This window comes from Candidatus Aegiribacteria sp., from assembly GCA_021108435.1.
Taxonomy (GTDB): domain Bacteria; phylum Fermentibacterota; class Fermentibacteria; order Fermentibacterales; family JCC-6; genus Aegiribacteria.
The window spans coordinates 21,319-38,784 of the sequence record JAIOQY010000177.1; the positions used below are offsets into that span (position 1 = coordinate 21,319).

General features: G+C 47.1%; 24 protein-coding genes, 1 tRNA gene and 2 pseudogenes. 5 read left to right on the plus strand and 22 right to left on the minus strand.

Annotation, left to right across the window (positions count from 1 at the left end; genetic code table 11):
- The 6 genes and pseudogenes from K8R76_10150 to K8R76_10175 form a co-directional block, all read right to left on the minus strand.
- A complete protein-coding gene (locus K8R76_10150) occupies positions 1-546 on the minus strand; it encodes an OmpA family protein (GenBank protein ID MCD4848542.1) in 546 nt (181 codons plus the stop codon).
- A 34-nt stretch (positions 547-580) separates the two neighbouring features.
- Positions 581-1,753, minus strand: a complete 1,173-nt coding sequence (locus K8R76_10155) for a hypothetical protein (protein MCD4848543.1) — start codon at positions 1,751-1,753, stop codon at positions 581-583.
- A 19-nt stretch (positions 1,754-1,772) separates the two neighbouring features.
- The gene (locus K8R76_10160) at positions 1,773-2,486 is read right to left on the minus strand and encodes a TonB C-terminal domain-containing protein (GenBank protein ID MCD4848544.1); all 714 of its coding nucleotides are present in this window, start codon (positions 2,484-2,486) and stop codon (positions 1,773-1,775) included.
- A complete protein-coding gene (locus tag K8R76_10165) occupies positions 2,473-2,895 on the minus strand; it encodes a biopolymer transporter ExbD (GenBank protein ID MCD4848545.1) in 423 nt (140 codons plus the stop codon). The genes K8R76_10160 and K8R76_10165 overlap by 14 nt, the downstream gene beginning before the upstream one ends.
- Positions 2,892-3,560 (minus strand): MotA/TolQ/ExbB proton channel family protein, encoded by a 669-nt coding sequence (locus tag K8R76_10170; GenBank protein MCD4848546.1) that lies wholly within the window; start codon positions 3,558-3,560, stop codon positions 2,892-2,894. Before K8R76_10170 ends, K8R76_10165 begins: the two co-directional genes overlap by 4 nt.
- A pseudogene (locus K8R76_10175) lies at positions 3,557-3,930 on the minus strand (Rid family detoxifying hydrolase). The gene K8R76_10170 and the pseudogene K8R76_10175 overlap by 4 nt, the downstream one beginning before the upstream one ends.
- Positions 3,931-4,254: 324 nt before the next feature.
- Here K8R76_10175 and K8R76_10180 point away from each other — a divergent pair.
- Positions 4,255-5,259, plus strand: a complete 1,005-nt coding sequence (locus K8R76_10180; protein ID MCD4848547.1) for an alpha/beta fold hydrolase — start codon at positions 4,255-4,257, stop codon at positions 5,257-5,259.
- A 238-nt stretch (positions 5,260-5,497) separates the two neighbouring features.
- Here the strand turns inward: K8R76_10180 and K8R76_10185 are convergent, their stop codons facing one another.
- The 5 genes from K8R76_10185 to K8R76_10205 form a co-directional block, all read right to left on the minus strand.
- Positions 5,498-6,364, minus strand: coding sequence for a nucleotidyl transferase AbiEii/AbiGii toxin family protein (locus K8R76_10185; GenBank protein MCD4848548.1), 867 nt, complete (start codon positions 6,362-6,364; stop codon positions 5,498-5,500).
- A complete protein-coding gene (locus K8R76_10190) occupies positions 6,357-7,013 on the minus strand; it encodes a hypothetical protein (GenBank protein MCD4848549.1) in 657 nt (218 codons plus the stop codon). Before K8R76_10190 ends, K8R76_10185 begins: the two co-directional genes overlap by 8 nt.
- Positions 7,014-7,179: 166 nt before the next feature.
- Positions 7,180-7,266: transfer RNA gene (locus K8R76_10195), tRNA-Leu, on the minus strand.
- A gap of 17 nt (positions 7,267-7,283) precedes the next feature.
- Positions 7,284-7,508, minus strand: a complete 225-nt coding sequence (gene secG, locus K8R76_10200) for a preprotein translocase subunit SecG (protein ID MCD4848550.1) — start codon at positions 7,506-7,508, stop codon at positions 7,284-7,286.
- Between the two features lie 68 nt (positions 7,509-7,576).
- Complete coding sequence (locus K8R76_10205) at positions 7,577-8,116, minus strand: peptidoglycan recognition protein family protein (protein ID MCD4848551.1); 540 nt, start codon at positions 8,114-8,116, stop codon at positions 7,577-7,579.
- A 66-nt stretch (positions 8,117-8,182) separates the two neighbouring features.
- Here K8R76_10205 and K8R76_10210 point away from each other — a divergent pair, with 66 nt between their 5' ends.
- From K8R76_10210 to K8R76_10225, 4 genes and pseudogenes are all read left to right on the plus strand, one after another.
- Positions 8,183-8,518 (plus strand): hypothetical protein, encoded by a 336-nt coding sequence (locus K8R76_10210; protein MCD4848552.1) that lies wholly within the window; start codon positions 8,183-8,185, stop codon positions 8,516-8,518.
- Complete coding sequence (locus tag K8R76_10215; protein ID MCD4848553.1) at positions 8,515-9,228, plus strand: hypothetical protein; 714 nt, start codon at positions 8,515-8,517, stop codon at positions 9,226-9,228. Before K8R76_10210 ends, K8R76_10215 begins: the two co-directional genes overlap by 4 nt.
- A pseudogene (locus K8R76_10220) lies at positions 9,215-9,634 on the plus strand (acylglycerol kinase family protein). The gene K8R76_10215 and the pseudogene K8R76_10220 overlap by 14 nt, the downstream one beginning before the upstream one ends.
- Positions 9,617-10,189: a hypothetical protein gene (locus K8R76_10225; protein ID MCD4848554.1), complete on the plus strand. Its 573-nt coding sequence runs from the start codon at positions 9,617-9,619 to the stop codon at positions 10,187-10,189. Before K8R76_10220 ends, K8R76_10225 begins: the two are co-directional and overlap by 18 nt.
- Here K8R76_10225 and K8R76_10230 read toward each other — a convergent pair.
- The 11 genes from K8R76_10230 to secY all read right to left on the minus strand — a co-directional run.
- Positions 10,157-10,828 carry an HAD family hydrolase gene (locus K8R76_10230; protein MCD4848555.1) on the minus strand — a complete coding sequence of 224 codons (672 nt, stop codon included), beginning with the start codon at positions 10,826-10,828 and terminating at the stop codon, positions 10,157-10,159. The two genes, K8R76_10225 and K8R76_10230, sit on opposite strands and share 33 nt — an antisense overlap.
- A 383-nt stretch (positions 10,829-11,211) precedes the next feature.
- The gene (pfkA, locus tag K8R76_10235) at positions 11,212-12,174 is read right to left on the minus strand and encodes a 6-phosphofructokinase (protein ID MCD4848556.1); all 963 of its coding nucleotides are present in this window, start codon (positions 12,172-12,174) and stop codon (positions 11,212-11,214) included.
- Between the two features lie 15 nt (positions 12,175-12,189).
- Positions 12,190-12,582, minus strand: coding sequence for a 50S ribosomal protein L17 (gene rplQ / locus K8R76_10240; protein MCD4848557.1), 393 nt, complete (start codon positions 12,580-12,582; stop codon positions 12,190-12,192).
- A 25-nt stretch (positions 12,583-12,607) separates the two neighbouring features.
- Complete coding sequence (locus K8R76_10245; protein ID MCD4848558.1) at positions 12,608-13,558, minus strand: DNA-directed RNA polymerase subunit alpha; 951 nt, start codon at positions 13,556-13,558, stop codon at positions 12,608-12,610.
- A gap of 67 nt (positions 13,559-13,625) precedes the next feature.
- A complete protein-coding gene (gene rpsK / locus K8R76_10250) occupies positions 13,626-14,042 on the minus strand; it encodes a 30S ribosomal protein S11 (GenBank protein MCD4848559.1) in 417 nt (138 codons plus the stop codon).
- Between the two features lie 9 nt (positions 14,043-14,051).
- A complete protein-coding gene (rpsM, locus tag K8R76_10255; protein ID MCD4848560.1) occupies positions 14,052-14,417 on the minus strand; it encodes a 30S ribosomal protein S13 in 366 nt (121 codons plus the stop codon).
- Between the two features lie 29 nt (positions 14,418-14,446).
- Positions 14,447-14,563 carry a 50S ribosomal protein L36 gene (gene rpmJ, locus K8R76_10260; protein MCD4848561.1) on the minus strand — a complete coding sequence of 39 codons (117 nt, stop codon included), beginning with the start codon at positions 14,561-14,563 and terminating at the stop codon, positions 14,447-14,449.
- A gap of 10 nt (positions 14,564-14,573) precedes the next feature.
- Positions 14,574-14,798 carry a translation initiation factor IF-1 gene (gene infA / locus K8R76_10265; protein MCD4848562.1) on the minus strand — a complete coding sequence of 75 codons (225 nt, stop codon included), beginning with the start codon at positions 14,796-14,798 and terminating at the stop codon, positions 14,574-14,576.
- Between the two features lie 52 nt (positions 14,799-14,850).
- Positions 14,851-15,594, minus strand: coding sequence for a type I methionyl aminopeptidase (map, locus tag K8R76_10270; protein ID MCD4848563.1), 744 nt, complete (start codon positions 15,592-15,594; stop codon positions 14,851-14,853).
- Positions 15,585-16,214, minus strand: a complete 630-nt coding sequence (locus tag K8R76_10275; GenBank protein MCD4848564.1) for a nucleoside monophosphate kinase — start codon at positions 16,212-16,214, stop codon at positions 15,585-15,587. The genes map and K8R76_10275 overlap by 10 nt, the downstream gene beginning before the upstream one ends.
- A gap of 2 nt (positions 16,215-16,216) precedes the next feature.
- A partial coding sequence (gene secY / locus K8R76_10280; protein MCD4848565.1) for a preprotein translocase subunit SecY occupies positions 16,217-17,466 on the minus strand: 1,250 nt, incomplete at its 5' end.

Here is a 17,466-nt window from a genome sequence, read left to right on the forward strand (position 1 = left end):
TCAGTTTCCCGGAAGAACTCTGAAGTGAGCTCTTCTGTTCAATGACCAGGCCTGTTCTGTATGAGCCGGATCAAAGGGACGTTCCTTGCCGTAACTTACAAACTGAAGCCGGGTGGAAGCTACACCGTAATTAGCGAGATAGTTATAGACGGAAAGAGCCCTGTTCTCTCCAAGAGCAAGGTTGTAATCAATTGTACCTCTTTCGTCGCAGTGACCTTCGATAAGGATTCTGAATCCCGGTGTTTCCAGCATATAGGACGAGTTCTGCATCAGAATATCAAGAGCTTCAGGTGACAGTTCATCACTGTCGTAGTTAAAAAAGATATCGTTCAGATGCTCCTGGTAAACAAGAAGCATATCCATTCCGGAGGACAGTGTATCTGTTTCCCATACTCCCGTAAGGGTATCCGCGAATTCCTCTACAATAACAGTGGTTGTGTCATCTCCGTCCGGAATAGTGTCATCCGGTCTGCAGCCTGAGATGGACATTGCAAGCACAAGCATGACTGATACTGCCAGAGTCGATGTCAATCGAACTCTCATCATAATCATCCTTCCTTTCATGGAGAAATGATCGAAATTATTTGAATCCAAGCGGTGACCATGTCGGACAGTAACTCTCACCGCTCAAGGAAAGCTTTCTCACTGTAAGCCCGTTAAGTTCCAGCACGAAAACAGCACGCTGCCCGTCCATATCGCTGCTGAAGGCGATATGCCTTCCGGTAGGCCCCCAAACAGGATCTTCGTTAAGAGATCCTTCGAATGTAACCTGACGGATGTTGGAACCGTCAGCGTCCATGACGAATATGTGAAAATTGTTCCCGACCCTGGCGGTATAGGCTATTCTATCCCCATCTGGCGACCATGATGGACTGTCACAGTACGAGTGGGATCGAGTTGCTCTCATAGCCGTTCCGCCTGAACTGTCCATGATATAGAGCTGTGGATATCCAATTCTGTCACTGGTAAAAACAACCTGCCTTCCGTTGGGCGAAAAACTCGCTGAGGTTTCAATGGATCCCCTGAGAGTGAGACGATTTGTCTCGCAGGACACAGGATCAAACACGTATATATCCACATTCCCGCCCCGGGAAAGTGTAAGCGCAATCGACTCACCATCGGAACTCCAGGCGGGTGAGGAGTTGAGTCCCGGGCTTGAAAGAATACTCCTTGCCGAAGCATCCGAAAAACTGTAACACCACAGATCGCCATTACCGGACTGAAAGGATGTAAACGCAATTCTGTCGCCATCGGGTGACCATGCCGGAGTTGTAATAACTTCATCATCCGTCATGACATGTATTTCTGATCTGGGATCCATTGATTTGACCGTCAGAGCGTAACTTGACCCGGTTCTGGTTATATAGGAAATCCATGTGGAAGCGATTCCGTTTTCGCCTGTAAGGTCATATACAAGATCATCAGCAAATGCATGTACAAGCGAATAGATTGTATATCCCGAGTAATTCCTGGCCAGAAGCGGTTCCCCGCCCGAAAAGACTTCTGCCCTGAGTTCAATTCCATCGGTGGTGTTCCTGACCTCAACCGTTACTTCGGCGTAACCATCATCCTTAGTTATAAGGAGACCGGAAAAATCGATATCCTCCTGCAGCTGTTCTCTCGCTATGTCTGCAATATCTCTGTCACCGCTTACATTGACGGAAACAGGAATACATTCAGCGCCTACAGGTGTCATGGGAATAAAATTATCTGCCAGTACGGTTCCCATGCAGATCAATAAGGACATTAGCATGCCCGAAGTCCTCATCTGTTCACTCCGGTCCAAGAAATTCAATATTAATGATTGCCGGGGTATTTCTTCCCGGCGGCATCGGTGGAATCTGCGCTCTTGACAGCGCGCTTTCCACAGCTCTGTCAAACGCTGATGTCCCACTCTTCCTGACAACCTCAATCTCAGATGTACCATCCGGATTGATTATTAGAATTACCCGATATGATCTTTCAGGTTCCACAGATGTTCTGTATCCTCTTCTTACTGCATTGAAAACTCTTGACTCGTAAGTTCCGGGGCCTGGAGCTCCCGAACCGGCTGCCCCTTCCCCGCTGACAGATACGAATTCTGATGCTTCAACGGAATCCTGAGCCTCTAACTCCTCGTGGGCCTCATCCAGTGGCTGTTCTTCAACAACTTCTTCCACTTGATCAGAAGCCTGGTCTTCTGTCTCCTGCGGATCAATTATCTGCTCTTCTGTAACTTCGGGTACCGATACCTCTATCGCGATTTCAGCCGGGTTTTCAGCAGGATGCACTATATCCGGAGGTGAAGATGTAATTTCATTCGAAGTCAGCGTGACCATGTTTACCATAATGGCATCACCTCCGCCGGGAAGTACCATTACGCTGCTCGAAGAAGTAATCAGTCCAACCACTAGAAGAAGTACATGTCCTGCTATGACAAAGATGACATCTCGACGCTGGAGGGAGTAACTGTTCCGTTCTCCTTGTCTGGAATCAGTGAATTTCATCCGCTTCCAATCTCGATTCCTGGATAAGCCCCACATTGAGATAACCACCGCTGCCAAGTTCGGTCAGGGCGTTCGCAACTACCTCGTATCTCACATCCCTGTCCGCCCTGACAAAGGCTTCGGAACGGCCGGAATTGTGAGCTGCTTCAGCAATATCCGAAAGATCCTCCAGCAGAACCTGCTCGCCGGAAATGGCCAGGTTGCCATATGCGTCGATTTCGAGAACCAGTGATTCGTTGGGATCAAGGCTGCTCAGAACCCTTCCAGTGTTCGAAGAAGGGGGAGTAACATCCGCACTTCGCTGCATCACCGGAGATGTCAGCATGAAGATCACCAGTAGAACAAGGGTGACATCCACCAGATTCGTAACATTAATTGCGGAGAACTGCTTATACCTGGTTCGTATCATTCAAGACTGCCTCTTCTACAGACGTCCACAAGTTCAGAAAGGAACCGATCCATATCTCCGGCTAATGAATTGATCCTGCCGACAACGAAGTTGTGGAAGATATTCGCGGGAATCGCGGCCATCAGCCCTGCAACAGTTGTGGTCAACGCTGCCGCGATACCGGCTCCCACTGCGCTGAGATCAGCAACGCCAAGTTCCCTCATTCCTATGAAACTCGACAAAACCCCCCATACCGTACCAAGCAATCCAAGCAGAGGAGCTACACTTGTTACAGTCGCAAGCAGTCCGATATTCCGTTCGCGCTGGGCAAGATCCTCTCCTGCCTCCCGCTCAAGAGCACTGGACAGGCTGGATGCTTCCTCGATAGAAAGGGGTTCTGTAATACCTCTATCGGTTCTTCTCTGAAGAAAACGGCCTGCCTCAGCGTACATTCGCGCAAGCGGTCCTATTTCACTACTTCTGTTCCAGAATTCCCCGCCAGGCGGTCTGCCTGTTGTTCTCAGTGCATCCATAAAGATCTTCGATGAACTGAGAATTGCTCTGAATTCCCGAATCTTCGCTATTGCAACAGCCCATGAACCAACCGAAAGGACAGCAATAATCACAAGAATGAGTTTTGTGACAATATCAGCCTGACGGACTATCTCAATAACTTGCCCTATCAATACTGTTCCTCCTTCAGCGCTGCAACGGCTTCAATTTCAATAAGAGCACCCAATGGCAGATTCGAAACCGCGACAGCAGACCTCGCGGGAAAGGGTACCATAAATCTCCTGGAATATATATCATTTACAATTGCTGAATCCGATATGTCTGAAAGATATAAATTAATCTTCACGACGCTGTCCATGTTTGAGCCGGCATCAAGCAGAATCGCTTCAATATTATTTAATGCCTGAACAGTCTGAGCTTCAATACCCTCTTCCAGTTTTCCGTCTGTCCCGCTGTGAATATGAATCCCTTTGAAATCACAGCCTGGCTGTAAGGTCCGACAGGGAGGGGAGAGTCAGCTGTCTGAACGGTCTTTCGCGTCATTCAGGCTCCTCTTTTGAAATGAATACATACAGTATATACATACAAAGATACCTATCTGTTCCAAAAGAGCGTAATATTAAGAATGCAACCAGTCCTCCTTTTGACAGAGAACCTGTTAGAAGAAGGGCTCGAATGAAATCTCCTGGATATGCAATTTCCATTCACTTATCGGGCAGTTATAAGTGATCTCGCAGGTTGAAAACCAGGAATACCGATGAAATTCATAAACCAGTATAAATAGAGATAGCATTCTTCGACAAATAATGATAACAGTTGTAAAAATGTAATCACACAATATCAATAAGAAACAAAGCAATGAAGCCAATGATTAGATTTTCTCTGGTGGTTTTTCTGTTACTCTCCTCATGCAGTGACAGTTCAATCCAGCGCGAAACGGTTCTTGACGAGATTGTAACCATCCATGATGAAATCGTTTATGACGTGCCAGATGTGTTGCGGTGGTGCGATAGACTCGGTTTTGAAGGGGAAAAAATCAATATCGGCAATGCGCGGCTATATGTCGAAACAGAGGGTGAAGGCATTCCTTTAGTGTTGCTTCATGGCGGACCGGGTGGAACCCATCATTATTTTCATCCCCATTTCTCCAGAGCTGCTGAATTTGCCAAGGTGATCTATTACGATCAGCGCGGTTGCGGTCTTTCTGACTACGAACCTGGAAAGGGATATACTATCGAACAGGCGGTCAATGATCTTGAGAACCTTCGAATGGCTCTGGATCTGGACGAATGGGTGGTACTTGGTCACTCGTATGGTGGAATACTGGCACAGGAGTATGCGATTACATATCCGGATAATCTCGCCGGACTTGTACTTGTAGGTACAGCAACCAGTCTCAACATAGAACTGGAACCTACTCGCCAATATGACTTCATCTGTGAAGAAGAAATAGCACGCCTGCAAGAGATCAATAGAATGTCTGACCTGTCGATGGAGCAGCTGTTGTATAACCGGTTTCTGAATGGAGATTGGAAACGGCAGAGTTATTATCGCCCTTCCGAGGAACGGATTGCTGAAATTGCTCGTTACGAGTGGGTTCATGACCCGGATTTCAGATCCCAGCTGTGCAGGAGCATGCATGACCTTGATCTTGAAGGAGCTTTTCAGAATTTCCGGATTCCCACGCTCATTATTGAAGGGGAATGGGATCTTACCTGGAATACCGACAAACCGGGAGTGATACAATCCCAGCATCCGAATGCTGAAATGATCATACTTGAACATGCAGGACATGACACTTATGAAGATGATCCTGAAACCTTTTTCTCGGAATTGGAGCGTTTCTTCAGCAGGCTCGGTGTACGACAATGAAGAAGATAGACCATGCAGGTTATGGTAACGTAGCAGAAGATGTATCTCGGGACTGTATTCTCCTGATAAAAAAATCATAAGATTGAGGTTCAGCAGATCCTTCCTGCTGGGTTTGCGCATAGGTTTAAACATCTCGGAAGCTGCTCGGAAGTCTATGTCTTCCGAGTTCAATTCAGGCATGGTCTCTTCATCAAACCTCTTTGGCAGAACATATCGTTCAGATTCCGCAACACGCCGACTAAATCGATTTGATGCGTTTTATCACATGCTGAAAGAAATCCTTCGACCAGACATCCAGCGCTCTGGGGTCTCTTATGAAACGTGATATGTCCTGTCGAGCCAGATCTATGTTCAACTCATCAATTGCTTCTGAAAGAAGATCTCGGAGTTTCGATATTGTCAGCTTATCCCCTTCAGAGTAGTCACCTGATTGCTTCATTCTGATCTCGAGATGGCTGACGTTGACCTCTGGATGATGACCAGCAAACCAGACCATATCATACCAGTCACGGCCTTTCACTCGTGTCCGCCACTTCCTGCAGAGAACCGCATGCAGCTTCCCTGCGAACAGATCGGGAAGGTTATATGCGCGAACCGGGAAGGGGATTGGTTGAAGAATGTACTGCGTACCAGTCTCGAATCCTCCTGGAGGGTCGATATCCACTTCCAGTTTGATTTTCAGTAACTTTCCGGAGCGAAAACCACTTAGTAATTCCATACCCGCGTCTATGGCTATTAACTGCTTGTAGGTATTGGTCTTCAGGAAGGCGGACTCAATCTGTCCCGCTCTTGAGCTCTTTGAACTTTCAAACTCCACCTCGAATCCGAAGCTATTGATCTCCTTGCGTAGAGCTTCTCCATAAGCCTCCATCGAGAAGGATTGACAGGAGCTGAGCAGAGAAAAATCCAGATCTTCAGAGAATCTATCAAGCCCATGTAGCATTCTCAAGGCAGTACCACCATAGAATGCTGCATGCTCAAAAAATTTGCTTCGCCAGAGTCCCAATAACGCTAATCGCTGGAATATGTCGCGAAGGGCATTATTGTAATCGGCAAAAGTTGCACATCTGTAACCGTCCATCATGGAACGAATCGCTTCATGCATTATTAACGCTCCAGATTCTCTTCAGATAAATCATGAGATTCCGTATCTTGGCTGAGCCATACACATCGCAGATTTCACGCATGAGATTTCTGTCCAGTTTTCCTAGTGTTTCCATCTCAATTCGTAAATCATCCATAAGATACTCTCTGAATTCCGATATCCGAGTACCATCAAATCTGCTATCCGTCCAAACCTTATCGATCAGAGCCTTTTCCGGAGTAGCAATCAGGAAAGCCGTTTCCTCCGTTGAATCCAGTATTTGCCCTACAGCATAGCGGTCTTTACTAAGCATTCTATAGGAGAACACACCCAGAGGTGTATTGAATCCTCTGGATCGCTTGCTGGTTACAGAGGTTACTGTGTGGACTTGTTCGGGAATCAGGCCATGGTACTGCATGGCATATTCAAGGCTGACATATGATGGTCCGTAAATCAGATTAGCGACGTACTCTCGGCTGACAGGCCTTCGTCGAAGGGCATCTCCAAAGCAATAGAGCCCCTTTTTGATCCGTATTATGATCCCATCGGAAAGTAGCCTGGTAACAACATCCCTGGGCTTACGATAGATGCTAAGAACATCCATGAGAACCTGGAAATCAAAAACTTCACCAGTTACCTTACTTCGAAGAGCGGTGATAAAATCGATCATTGTCTCCTCTAATAACATACATCTATGTCCACTATTGTTGGACATACTATGCTCTAATTCGTGATTCTAGTCAAGATCGATGGTGGATTCAACTCACACAACATGTCAGGTTAATGCTGATACTATGAGAGAAGACCGCTGCATGAATTCAGCGGTCTTCTCATATTGGTACCGGGGACGGGACTTGAACCCGTACAGGCAATTGCCCACTAGGTCCTTAACCTAGCGTGTCTGCCAATTCCACCACCCCGGTTCTGTATTTGTTACGTGCTAGAAAATCGCAAGTAAAAATGAAGTAACCATGAACAGTACGGCGAGTATTGATGTAGCCTTGGAGAGCATAGTCGCAGCGCCACGGTTGCCGAAGGATGCAGTCAGAGCACCTCCGCCGCCAAATGCGCCGGAAAGACCATCACCCTTGGATTTCTGAAGCAGCACAACTGCCACAAGCAGTATACAAATTATAAAATGCATCATTGTCAGCACTGTAATCATTTCATGTATCCTTTCCAGAGTACGCAGATATACAAAACAAGAGGGAAACTGACAAGTCCTGAAAGCATTTACGGATAGGAAATGGAGTTGACTATCATCTTTCTCGTGAGGTTCTCTCCCGGGCACACGGTTTTACATCCGGACAGGTCCCGGTGCAGAATGATACTGGACGAAGAAAGATCGTACTCCGAAAGCAGGCTTTTCAGAAGCTTCCCCAGGGATTTCATCTGATCTTCTGTTGGATAAGTATCACTGAAATTACCCACAAGACAGATTCCAATTGTATCCGCGTTATGTTCCCTGGCATGCGCGCCAACCGCCCACTGAGGCCTTCCTTCTTCCACTTCGCCATCTTCTGACATAGTGCCGTTCCCTATCACGAAATGATACCCGATATCTACCCATCCATTAACAGCTCTGTGGAATGCCCTGAATACCCTTGCAGAACCTGTTGCTGTAGCCGAGTGATGAACCACAATCCGATTGATACTGCTTATTGGGCTGTATACGCAATCATCAGGTTTCTCTCCGGCTTCATTAAGCGATGTGTCACCTAATTCAGTATCCATCCTGAAATTACTTCTGATCCACCGGGCACTGGATAGCATTGCGTACCTCCCTTGTCTGTTAATATAATCAAGTGATTCAAATATATCATTTGGATAGGAGGTATCATGAAAAAGTACTTAACGTGCCTGTTGGCTGCAATCCTGCTGATCATAGCAGGATGTACCGACAGCACCACATACCCTTTCACCGAGGCAACCAGCAACATTTCCTTCTCGTACAACCTTCCGCAGGAGGGCGTTGTGGATATTTTCGCCCTCAACTGCTACATGAACAATGTCAGGACTATCATTTCCAATTCAACCCAGACATCAGGGGATCACTCTGCAGGATGGAATCTGCAGGACGAGGATGGACAGAGGGTTCCCGATGGTCTTTACTTCATCAGGATCCTGCTCGATGACAATGTCATAGCTACCGAAATGTACGAGGTGTACCGATGACAGCGTTACTGTGTATCGCAATGCTAATAGCTCAACCGGCACCGGACAGCAGCGGTTCCCCGTCACACAGAATCAGGATAGGACCCTGCTTCGGCATGTCCTGGCCCTCCATGCAGGATGAGAAGGACTTCGCTCAGTTTGCTAACGATGCGGGGGTAGATTTCGAACTTGGAAGCGTTGCCCTGACCGGTTCCCTGGAATTGCTTGGTGATGTGAACGAGCGTTTCAGAATAAGGGGAGGGCTCAGCATATCCAATCTTCATGGCACCTATGAGGAAGACTACAATCCCTACGAGAGACTGATGATCGGCATATTTACATTTGGAATAGGCCTGCTCTTTTCTTCTCAGGATGATGTGATAGGCCTCGATGACGAGGCTGTTTCCATCGAGGCTCAGGCTTACTATATGCTGAACAGGAGTAATAATTACTCCATCTCCATAGGCGCAGGTCCTGTATATACCTGGGCAAAACGGAAGCTGAATTCGCCCAATACTTTCACATCAGGCAGCGGAAGCAGTCTAGGCATAGTGGCCTCCATCAGGCTGGACCAGGAATCCTCCTACAAGATCGGATGTGTACCGCTGCTATTAGGTTTTGAAGCTGGTTACAGGTACAGCAGTATTGAACTCGATGACAGCGAGGCAGAGGGTTTCACGCTTGATTTCTCGGGACCGTTCCTGAAGGTCGGATCCTATATCGGCTTCTGACAGTATCAGCGCTAAGTCGGCTTTCGGGAACAGGCCATGGCTCATTCTGGTCAACCCGGAAGCCGGCAAAGGCGTTTCCCCTTCTCTGGCTGAAAGAACTTCCAGGCTTCTTTCAGATATTTCCATCACGAACCAAGTCGTCTTCAGTGAGAATGCTGAACATGTTGTAGAACTGGCATCAGCCGCACAGTCGGATCACTGGTCCGGTGTAGCGGTTCTCGGCGGAGATGGAACAGCAAGTTATGCGGCATCCGGTCTTATAAGAAGCTCAAATTCTCTTCCGCTTGCGGTGTTTCCGGCAGGCAATGGAAACGACTGGGTTAAAACACTTAGAACCGAATCAATCGAGAAGACAATCAGGGGTATTGAAAGTGGCAGGACCGCTGTAATGGATACCGGCTCATGCTCCATAGAATCGAATCCAACCTCACTGGCTGATCAGGTATTCATCAACTCCGCGGGAATCGGTCTTGACGCGCATGTTCTCGATAAATCAATTCGGATCAGGCAGAAAAGGTCCATTGGAAGATTGGGGTACCTTGCAGCCCTTGTATTCTCTCTGATTGAAATGCCCTCATGGGAGGGAACACTGACAATGGATGAACGAAATGTGTTTACCGGAAAATATCTTAGCATCACGGCGGGTGTATGTCCTTTCGTCGGCGGAGGAATGATGTTGTCTCCTTCCTCAGTTCCCGATGATGGGAAACTTGATACGGCAGTTGTCAGACCGATCTCAAGAACCAACCTGATTCGCAGTATGCCAATGATCTACAGGGGAACTCTTCTGGACAATCCTTCGGTTTCATCATGGAGCGGAAACGAATTCAAACTCAAGGCTCAAGGGAAGCTCGTAGTCGAACTGGATGGTGAATCTATCGGGGGCATCCCGGATAACGCGGTTGTGATACTGAAATCCCTTCCAGCATCAATTCAGGTTGTTGTCGGACCGGAATATTAAATCGCAAATCTCCATTGGATCGTTTACAATCACATCCGCTCCATGCTCAAGCAGCAGTTCGACAGATCTGAATCCCCAGGATACGCCGACAGCGATCAAGTCAGCATTTTTAGCTGTATCCATATCAACATCACTGTCTCCCACCATAAGAGTTTCTCCTGGAGCCGATCCAAGTTTCAGAATGACTTTCATAGCTATTTCCGCTTCGGGTTTCATGGGCATACCAGGCGTAACTCCCTGAACGGTCCTGAAAGGAACATCCGGGAGATAAACGGAAACTGCCTTCTCCGCTGATGCCTGAGGTTTGTTTGTAAGAACAGCCAGAGGGATACCTCTGCGGGCAAGAGTATCAAGCATATCCTCTATACCTCTGTATGGTTTTGTCAGCACTGTTCCGTGCAAAAGAAAGGTTTCTCTGATGTCGGAAGCAACTTTAAACACCCTCTGAGTGGAAAGCTCGCCTGAGGGAAACAATCTTAGTACAAGCTCTGTAACTCCCCTGCCTACAGCAGCCTTTACTTCCGGGATGTTTTTCACCGGAAGATCATTCATCCGAAGGACTCTGTTCACTACATTGTGAATATCCTCAAGCGTATCGAGGAGTGTTCCATCAAGATCGAATATTACACCTTTTATCATCTTATTCCATTTCCAATGAATAGTGACAGGCACTCTTTAATCAGTTATTGTGTAATCTGGACAGAAGGGAGCATAAGCACATCAATGAATGAATGCAAAATGGAAAAATGCGCCTGTACATACCCCGGGTGTCCCAGACACGGTAAATGCCGTGAATGTATCGCCTATCACAGACGATTGGGGGAATTCACCGGATGTATGTTCTCTCCAGAAGCTGAAAAAACATGGGACAGATCGTTTGAATGTCTTGTACGTGACAGAAAAGAAAAGCTATAATTTGGGGCCGGGCCTAACATTTAAACATTTACATCATCGCTTCACGGGGACATACAACCCCCACATTAGAAATGTTTAAATGTTAGGCCCGGCCCCCAAAGACAACATTAGAGGGTTTCTGAAAGTTCAAGCAGCATTGGGTCGAGTTTTTTCTTTTTTATCCATGCATCAGACAGGGGATTAATGGCTATTTCCCCACTGATTTCTCCAACCATGCATGTTCCCGCTCCATCAACCAGCGCATCAACAGCTGCCCAGCCCAGTTTGGATGCAAGTACCCTGTCTATCGAAGTTGGTGACCCACCCCGCTGAACATGACCAAGAACGGTTACTCTGCTCTTCAAATTGGACATTTTCTCTATTTTTGCAGCTATCTCAAAGGCGTTTCCGGCCTCATCACCTTCAGCAACAACAAGTATGTTGGATGTTCGGCCCATGGATATTCTGTTTCTGACTTTCCTGATTATCGCATCAAGGTCGGTTGGAGTCTCAGGAATCAGAACAGCTTCAGCTCCTGACCCTATTCCGACCTCCAGGGCTATGAATCCGGCTGATCTTCCCATTACTTCCACAATGAAAAGTCTGTCATGTGCTGCAGCTGTATCCCGGACTTTATCGATAGCCTCAAGAGCTGTGTTGACAGCCGTACAGAATCCGATTGTAAGGTCAGTTCCCCAGATATCGTTATCTATGGTTGCCGGAACACCAATTACGGCGATTCCATGCTCGAACGATAGCCTGTCTGCACCTCTGAAACTGCCATCCCCGCCTATCACTACCAATCCATCGATACTGTCATTTTTGAGATTTGCTGCGGCAGCAGATCTTCCTTCCGGGGTCAGAAATCTCTCGCTCCGCGAGGAATGCAGAATGGTTCCGCCGCGCTGAATGATATTGCTGACATCCTGAGATTCAAGTTCTAAAAAATCCCCGTCAATGAGTCCTTCATAACCTTTTCTCACGCCAGTTACAATAAGGCCACGGTCAAGAACTCTTCTTACCGTGGCCCTGATGCATGCGTTCATCCCCGGGGAATCACCCCCGCTTGTCAGAACGGCTATTTTCCTCACTTTGATACCGTCTTACTATTTCTTGTCCTTGACTGGAGCAGAAACAGAACCCGGCGAGTCAACGAACTCCAAAATACAAACCTCTGCTGCGTCACCATGTCTTGGTCCAAGCTTGAGCATGCGTGTGTAACCGCCATTACGATCAACATACCTTGGACCCAGAACATTAAATACCTTCTGAACAGCCTTGCTGCCATACACAGATGCGGCAACCTGTCTTCTTGAGTGTACGGAATCGTTTCTGCCCTTTGTTATAATTTTCTCAACCGCACTCCGCGCCGCTTTTGCCTTTCCCATGCTGGTTGTGATCCGCTCCTCAATTATCAGTGAGGTTACAAGATTTCGGAGAAGCCTTTTTCTTGCATCGGGCTTTCGGCCCAGCTTGGGTATTTTTTTTCTGTGTCGCATGTCTCGCTCTCTCGATGACTGTATTTCAGTCGTTTATTGAAAAACCAATTTTCTTGAGAACCTCATTTACCTTCTCAAGTGATGATGGTCCAAAACCGCCAATTTCAAGTATCTCCTTGCTTGTCTTCTCTATCAGATCACTAACAGTTTTTATTCCTTCGGATTTCAGTACATTGGCAATCCTTGTGGGAATACCGGTATCTTCGATCAGAGTAGCAAGCATCTCTTCTCTGCTGTCCTTTTCCTCAACGATTGCAACAGGTTTCTCCACCGGTTCGAGCCCTCCGGGAATCATCTGCAGGTGGTGGACAAGGATTTCACAAGCTGTATCAACAGCATCTTCAGGAGAAATACTTCCATCAGTTAATACATCCATAATAAGATGATCGTAATCTGTCTTGTCGCCCACCCTGGCACTCTTAACTTCAAAATTAACTCTCTTAACGGGACAGAACCAGGAATCAAGAAGAATGGTTCCTGCGTCCTCTTCCTTTCCATGGATATTCCATTCATCCGATGGAATGAATCCCCTCCCGCGTTCAACAATTATCTCAATGGATAATTTACAGTTCTTATTGAGCTGCACCAGTTCTTGATCCTTGTTCATCACTTCAAGGTAATTTTCTCCCTTGAGATCATTTCCTGTATACTTGCCCTTTTTCCCTGCTTTCAGTTTCAGTGACCCTGGTTTCTCACCCTCAAGTCTGATAACGAGAGATTTGATGTTAAGTATAATTTCAGGAATATCCTGCAGAATACCGGGAATTGTCGAGAACTCATGCTCAACACCCTCTATTCTCACCGCAACCGGTGCTGATCCTTCAAGCGAAGACAGTAGTACCCGTCTCAGAGCGGTACCAAGAGTACGACCGAAACCGCGTTCCAGAGGCGTAATCTCGAGTCTGCCGAAAGTATCGGTTCGTGACTCTTCTTCCCACCTGATCATATCAGGAAGATAAAGACTCTTGAATTCCATCTGATCCTCCTCCCGGGGAATCTATCACCGGGTGTTTGCAGGCCCTTTGAGGGCCATGATTATCTGCTTATCCGCGTCGGCGACGCTTCGAGGGACGACACCCGTTATGCGGTATCCTGGTTTGATCTTTAATTGCAGTAACTTCCAGATTAGTGGATTGTAGCGCCCTGACGGCTGCTTCCCGCCCGGATCCAGGACCACGAACCCAGATCTCCACTTTCTTAATTCCTGCTTCAATTGCCTTTTCGGAAGCCTGTACCGCAGCTTGCCCTGAAGCAAATGCTGTTCCTTTTCTTGTACCTTTTACTCCTGTTGTTCCACCGCTTGCCCATGCGATAACGTTACCATTTCTATCGGTGATTGTTATCAGAGTATTGTTGAATGATGACTTTATATGGGCGACACCGTGAACATCCGTAGTCCTGACAGCCTTTTTCTTTTTAACAACCTTCTTCTTACTCTTTACCTTGGCTCCTTTTGGCACGCCAGCCTCCTATCGAATTCTACCGTGCCCGAATTTTGGCCCCTTTCGGGTGCGGGCATTTGTATGAGTTCTCTGGCCACGGACGGGGAGCCCCTTGCGATGTCTTATTCCACGATAGCACCGTATGTCCATCAGCCTTTTCCGATTCATGTTTATTTCCGCTCTGAGAGCACCTTCAACCTTATAGTCGGCGTCTATGACCTTTCTGAGCGTTGCAACTTCATTTTCTGTCAAATCGTCTGTTTTCACGTTAAAGGCAATACCCGTCTTCTCAAGTATTTCCTTTGATGAAGTCAGACCGATTCCAAAAATGTATGGCAGTGCATAAAGAATATGCTTGTTGCGAGGAAGATCAACTCCTGAGATTCTTGCCACTGGTTACCTCCGTAATTACCGAAATTCTATTATCCCTGCCGCTGCTTATGCTTCGGATCCCGAGAACAAATCACATAGATCGTTCCACGCCTTCGCACAATTCGGCAGTACTCACATATTTTTTTTACTGAACTTCGTACTTTCATTGTTCGATCCTCACTTATACCTGTAAATAATTCGGCCGCGTTTCAGATCGTATGGAGATAGTTCGACCGTTACCCTGTCACCTACAAGTATTCGAATGTAGTGCATCCTCATTTTCCCGGAAACGTGGCACAGGGCAATATGACCCTCTGGACTGTCCAGCTCGACGCGACATTGACTGTTAGGTAACGTTTCAACAACGGTTCCATCAGCTACTACGCCCTGTTTCTTTGCCATTTCCTTCCCTTCCGCCCGCTTTCCGCGGAACGCATATTATTGGTAATTATCATCATGCCGTCAATATTAACGGGCTTCCTGATGAAACGATTATCGTATGTTCCGCATGCGCTGACAGGCTTCCGTCAGCCGTAACAACCGTCCAGTTATCGTGAAGCGTCCTTACTCTGTATCCACCGATATTAATCATCGGCTCAATTGCAAGTGCAAGTCCGTCAGTAAGTTTCATTCCCCTGCCCGCTCTTCCGAAATTGGGAACCTGGGGTGGCTCATGAAGTTTTCTGCCTATTCCGTGCCCCACAAGGGATCTGACTACACCGAAACCTTTATCTTCTACATGCTTCTGAATAGTTGAACCAACATCTCCGATTGTGTTTCCTGGTCTTGCGGCTTCGATGCCTATATCGCGGGCTTCGTAAACAGTTCTTACAAGAAGCAATGCCATTGGAGAAGGCAGTCCTACAGCAACAGTATCAGCTGCGTCTCCGTGGAAACCGTTCTTGAATGCTCCCACGTCAATACTGACAAGGTCGCCATCCTTTACTATCCTGGTTCTGGAAGGTATTCCGTGAACCACTTCATCGTTTATGGATACACAGACACATGCCGGGAATCCATTGTATCCCAGGAAAGAAGGGATAGCTCCTTCAGCTTCTATTACTTCCCTCCCCACGGAATCGATGGAAGCAGTGCTCACTCCGATCTCGATTACAGCTTTCATCTCGTCAAGAGCTTTTCTGACGATTCTGCCGCTTTCTTCCATCATTCTGAGATCTCTGCCGGCTATTATTCCCATATAGACAGAGCCTCTTCCAGTCTCAAGGCAACCTCGTCGACAGTTCCCATTCCATCAATAATATACAGGCGATCATGATAGTACTTCTCCAGATGCTTTGTAAGATCATAGTAGTGGACAAGCCTTTGCTCGATTACTTCGGTTCTGTCATCATTTCGCTCAACAAGTGGAGTACCGCATCTGATGCAATCGTCTCCAGGGTGATACAGTGGCTGCTTGCCGGTAAAACCGCATCGGGAACACGTAAGCCTCCCGGAGAGTCTTTCAATCACTTCCGCATCAGGTATGGTGATAAATATCGCACCTGAAAGGGGTTTTTTCTCTTCTTCAAGATAATCATCAAGACCCTCCGCCTGAATTAGATTTCGGGGATATCCGTCCAGCAGGAATCGGTCATACTCCTTCACTTTACTGAATACTTCCTCGTTCACGATCTCATCATCAACCAGATGGCCTGATTCTACTATCTTCCGAATACGCTTCCCCAGTTCGGAATTTTTCTGTATCTCTTCACGGAGCAGAAGACCTGTTGAAAGGTGATGCAGGTTATAACGTTTCGACATCCTGTCAGCCTGCGTTCCCTTTCCAGATCCCGGTGGTCCGAAGAAGACGATCCTCATTATTACCTTCGTCCTCTTATCTTACCCTTGCTGAGAAATCCATCGTAGTGCCGCATGAGAAGGTGTGTTTCAATCTGGCGCAGTGTTTCCAGAGCCACTCCGACAACGATCAGAAGGCTTGTACCGCCGAACATGAAATTCACATTTGCATGTCTGCTCATGAGCATCGGCATGACAGCTATCGCTGCGAGGAATATCGATCCGGGCAGTGTAACTCTTACAAGTACTTTCTCAATGTATTTGGCGGTGCTTTTCCCCGGCTTGCGGCCTGGAATGAACCCGCCATACTTTTTCATGTTGTCCGCCAGATCCTGCGGATTGAAAGTTATGGCTGTATATACATACGCGAACAGGATAATTAATAAGGTATATATCGTTATATATACGGCACTTCCGGGTGCCAGATGTGCATTGACCCATACATCAACCCCGGAATTGGGGAAGAACATGGCTATACTGCTGGGAAACATCATGAATGCCTGTGCGAAGATAACCGGGATAACCCCGGCTGTGTTGAGTCTGAGAGGTATATGGGTACTCTGACCGCCATATACTTTTCTCCCTCTTACCTGTTTAGCATATGTAACAGGTATCCTTCTCTGTGCTTCCGTCATGAGAACAACAAATGCAACAACCGCAAACATGAATACTCCGAGGAAAATCGCGGTAATGAAGCCGGTTTGCTCTAAAACGAATACATCCTGGTATATCGAGACAATCGCCCCGGGAAGCCTTCCGACTATACCTGCAAAGATGATAAGGCTGATTCCGTTTCCAATTCCACGCTCGGTAATCCGTTCACCAAGCCACATGACAAATATTGTTCCCGTAATCAACGTAACAACGGTCTGTACCGTAAACCCTATACCGGGATGCGGTACTATCATCATTCCCTGGCTGTTCAGACCGATAAGATACTGTGAGATTCCAAGTCCCTGGATAAACGCCAGCACGACTGTAGCATATCTGGTGATTTCCGTCATTTTCTGACGTCCGGCTTCACCTTCTTTTTTCAGTCTTTCAAAATATGGAAAAACCGATGTAAGAAGCTGGATAATGATTGATGCGGATATGTACGGCATTATTCCAAGTGCAAACACAGAAGCGCGTCGGAGAGCACCACCTACGAAAAGATCGTACATGCCCATAAGTCCGCCGCCCTGGCTGAAAGCCTGATTCAGGGCATCACCGTCAATTCCCGGAACAGGGATATGCCCTCCCACCCTGTATACCGCGAGGAGAATGAAAGTAT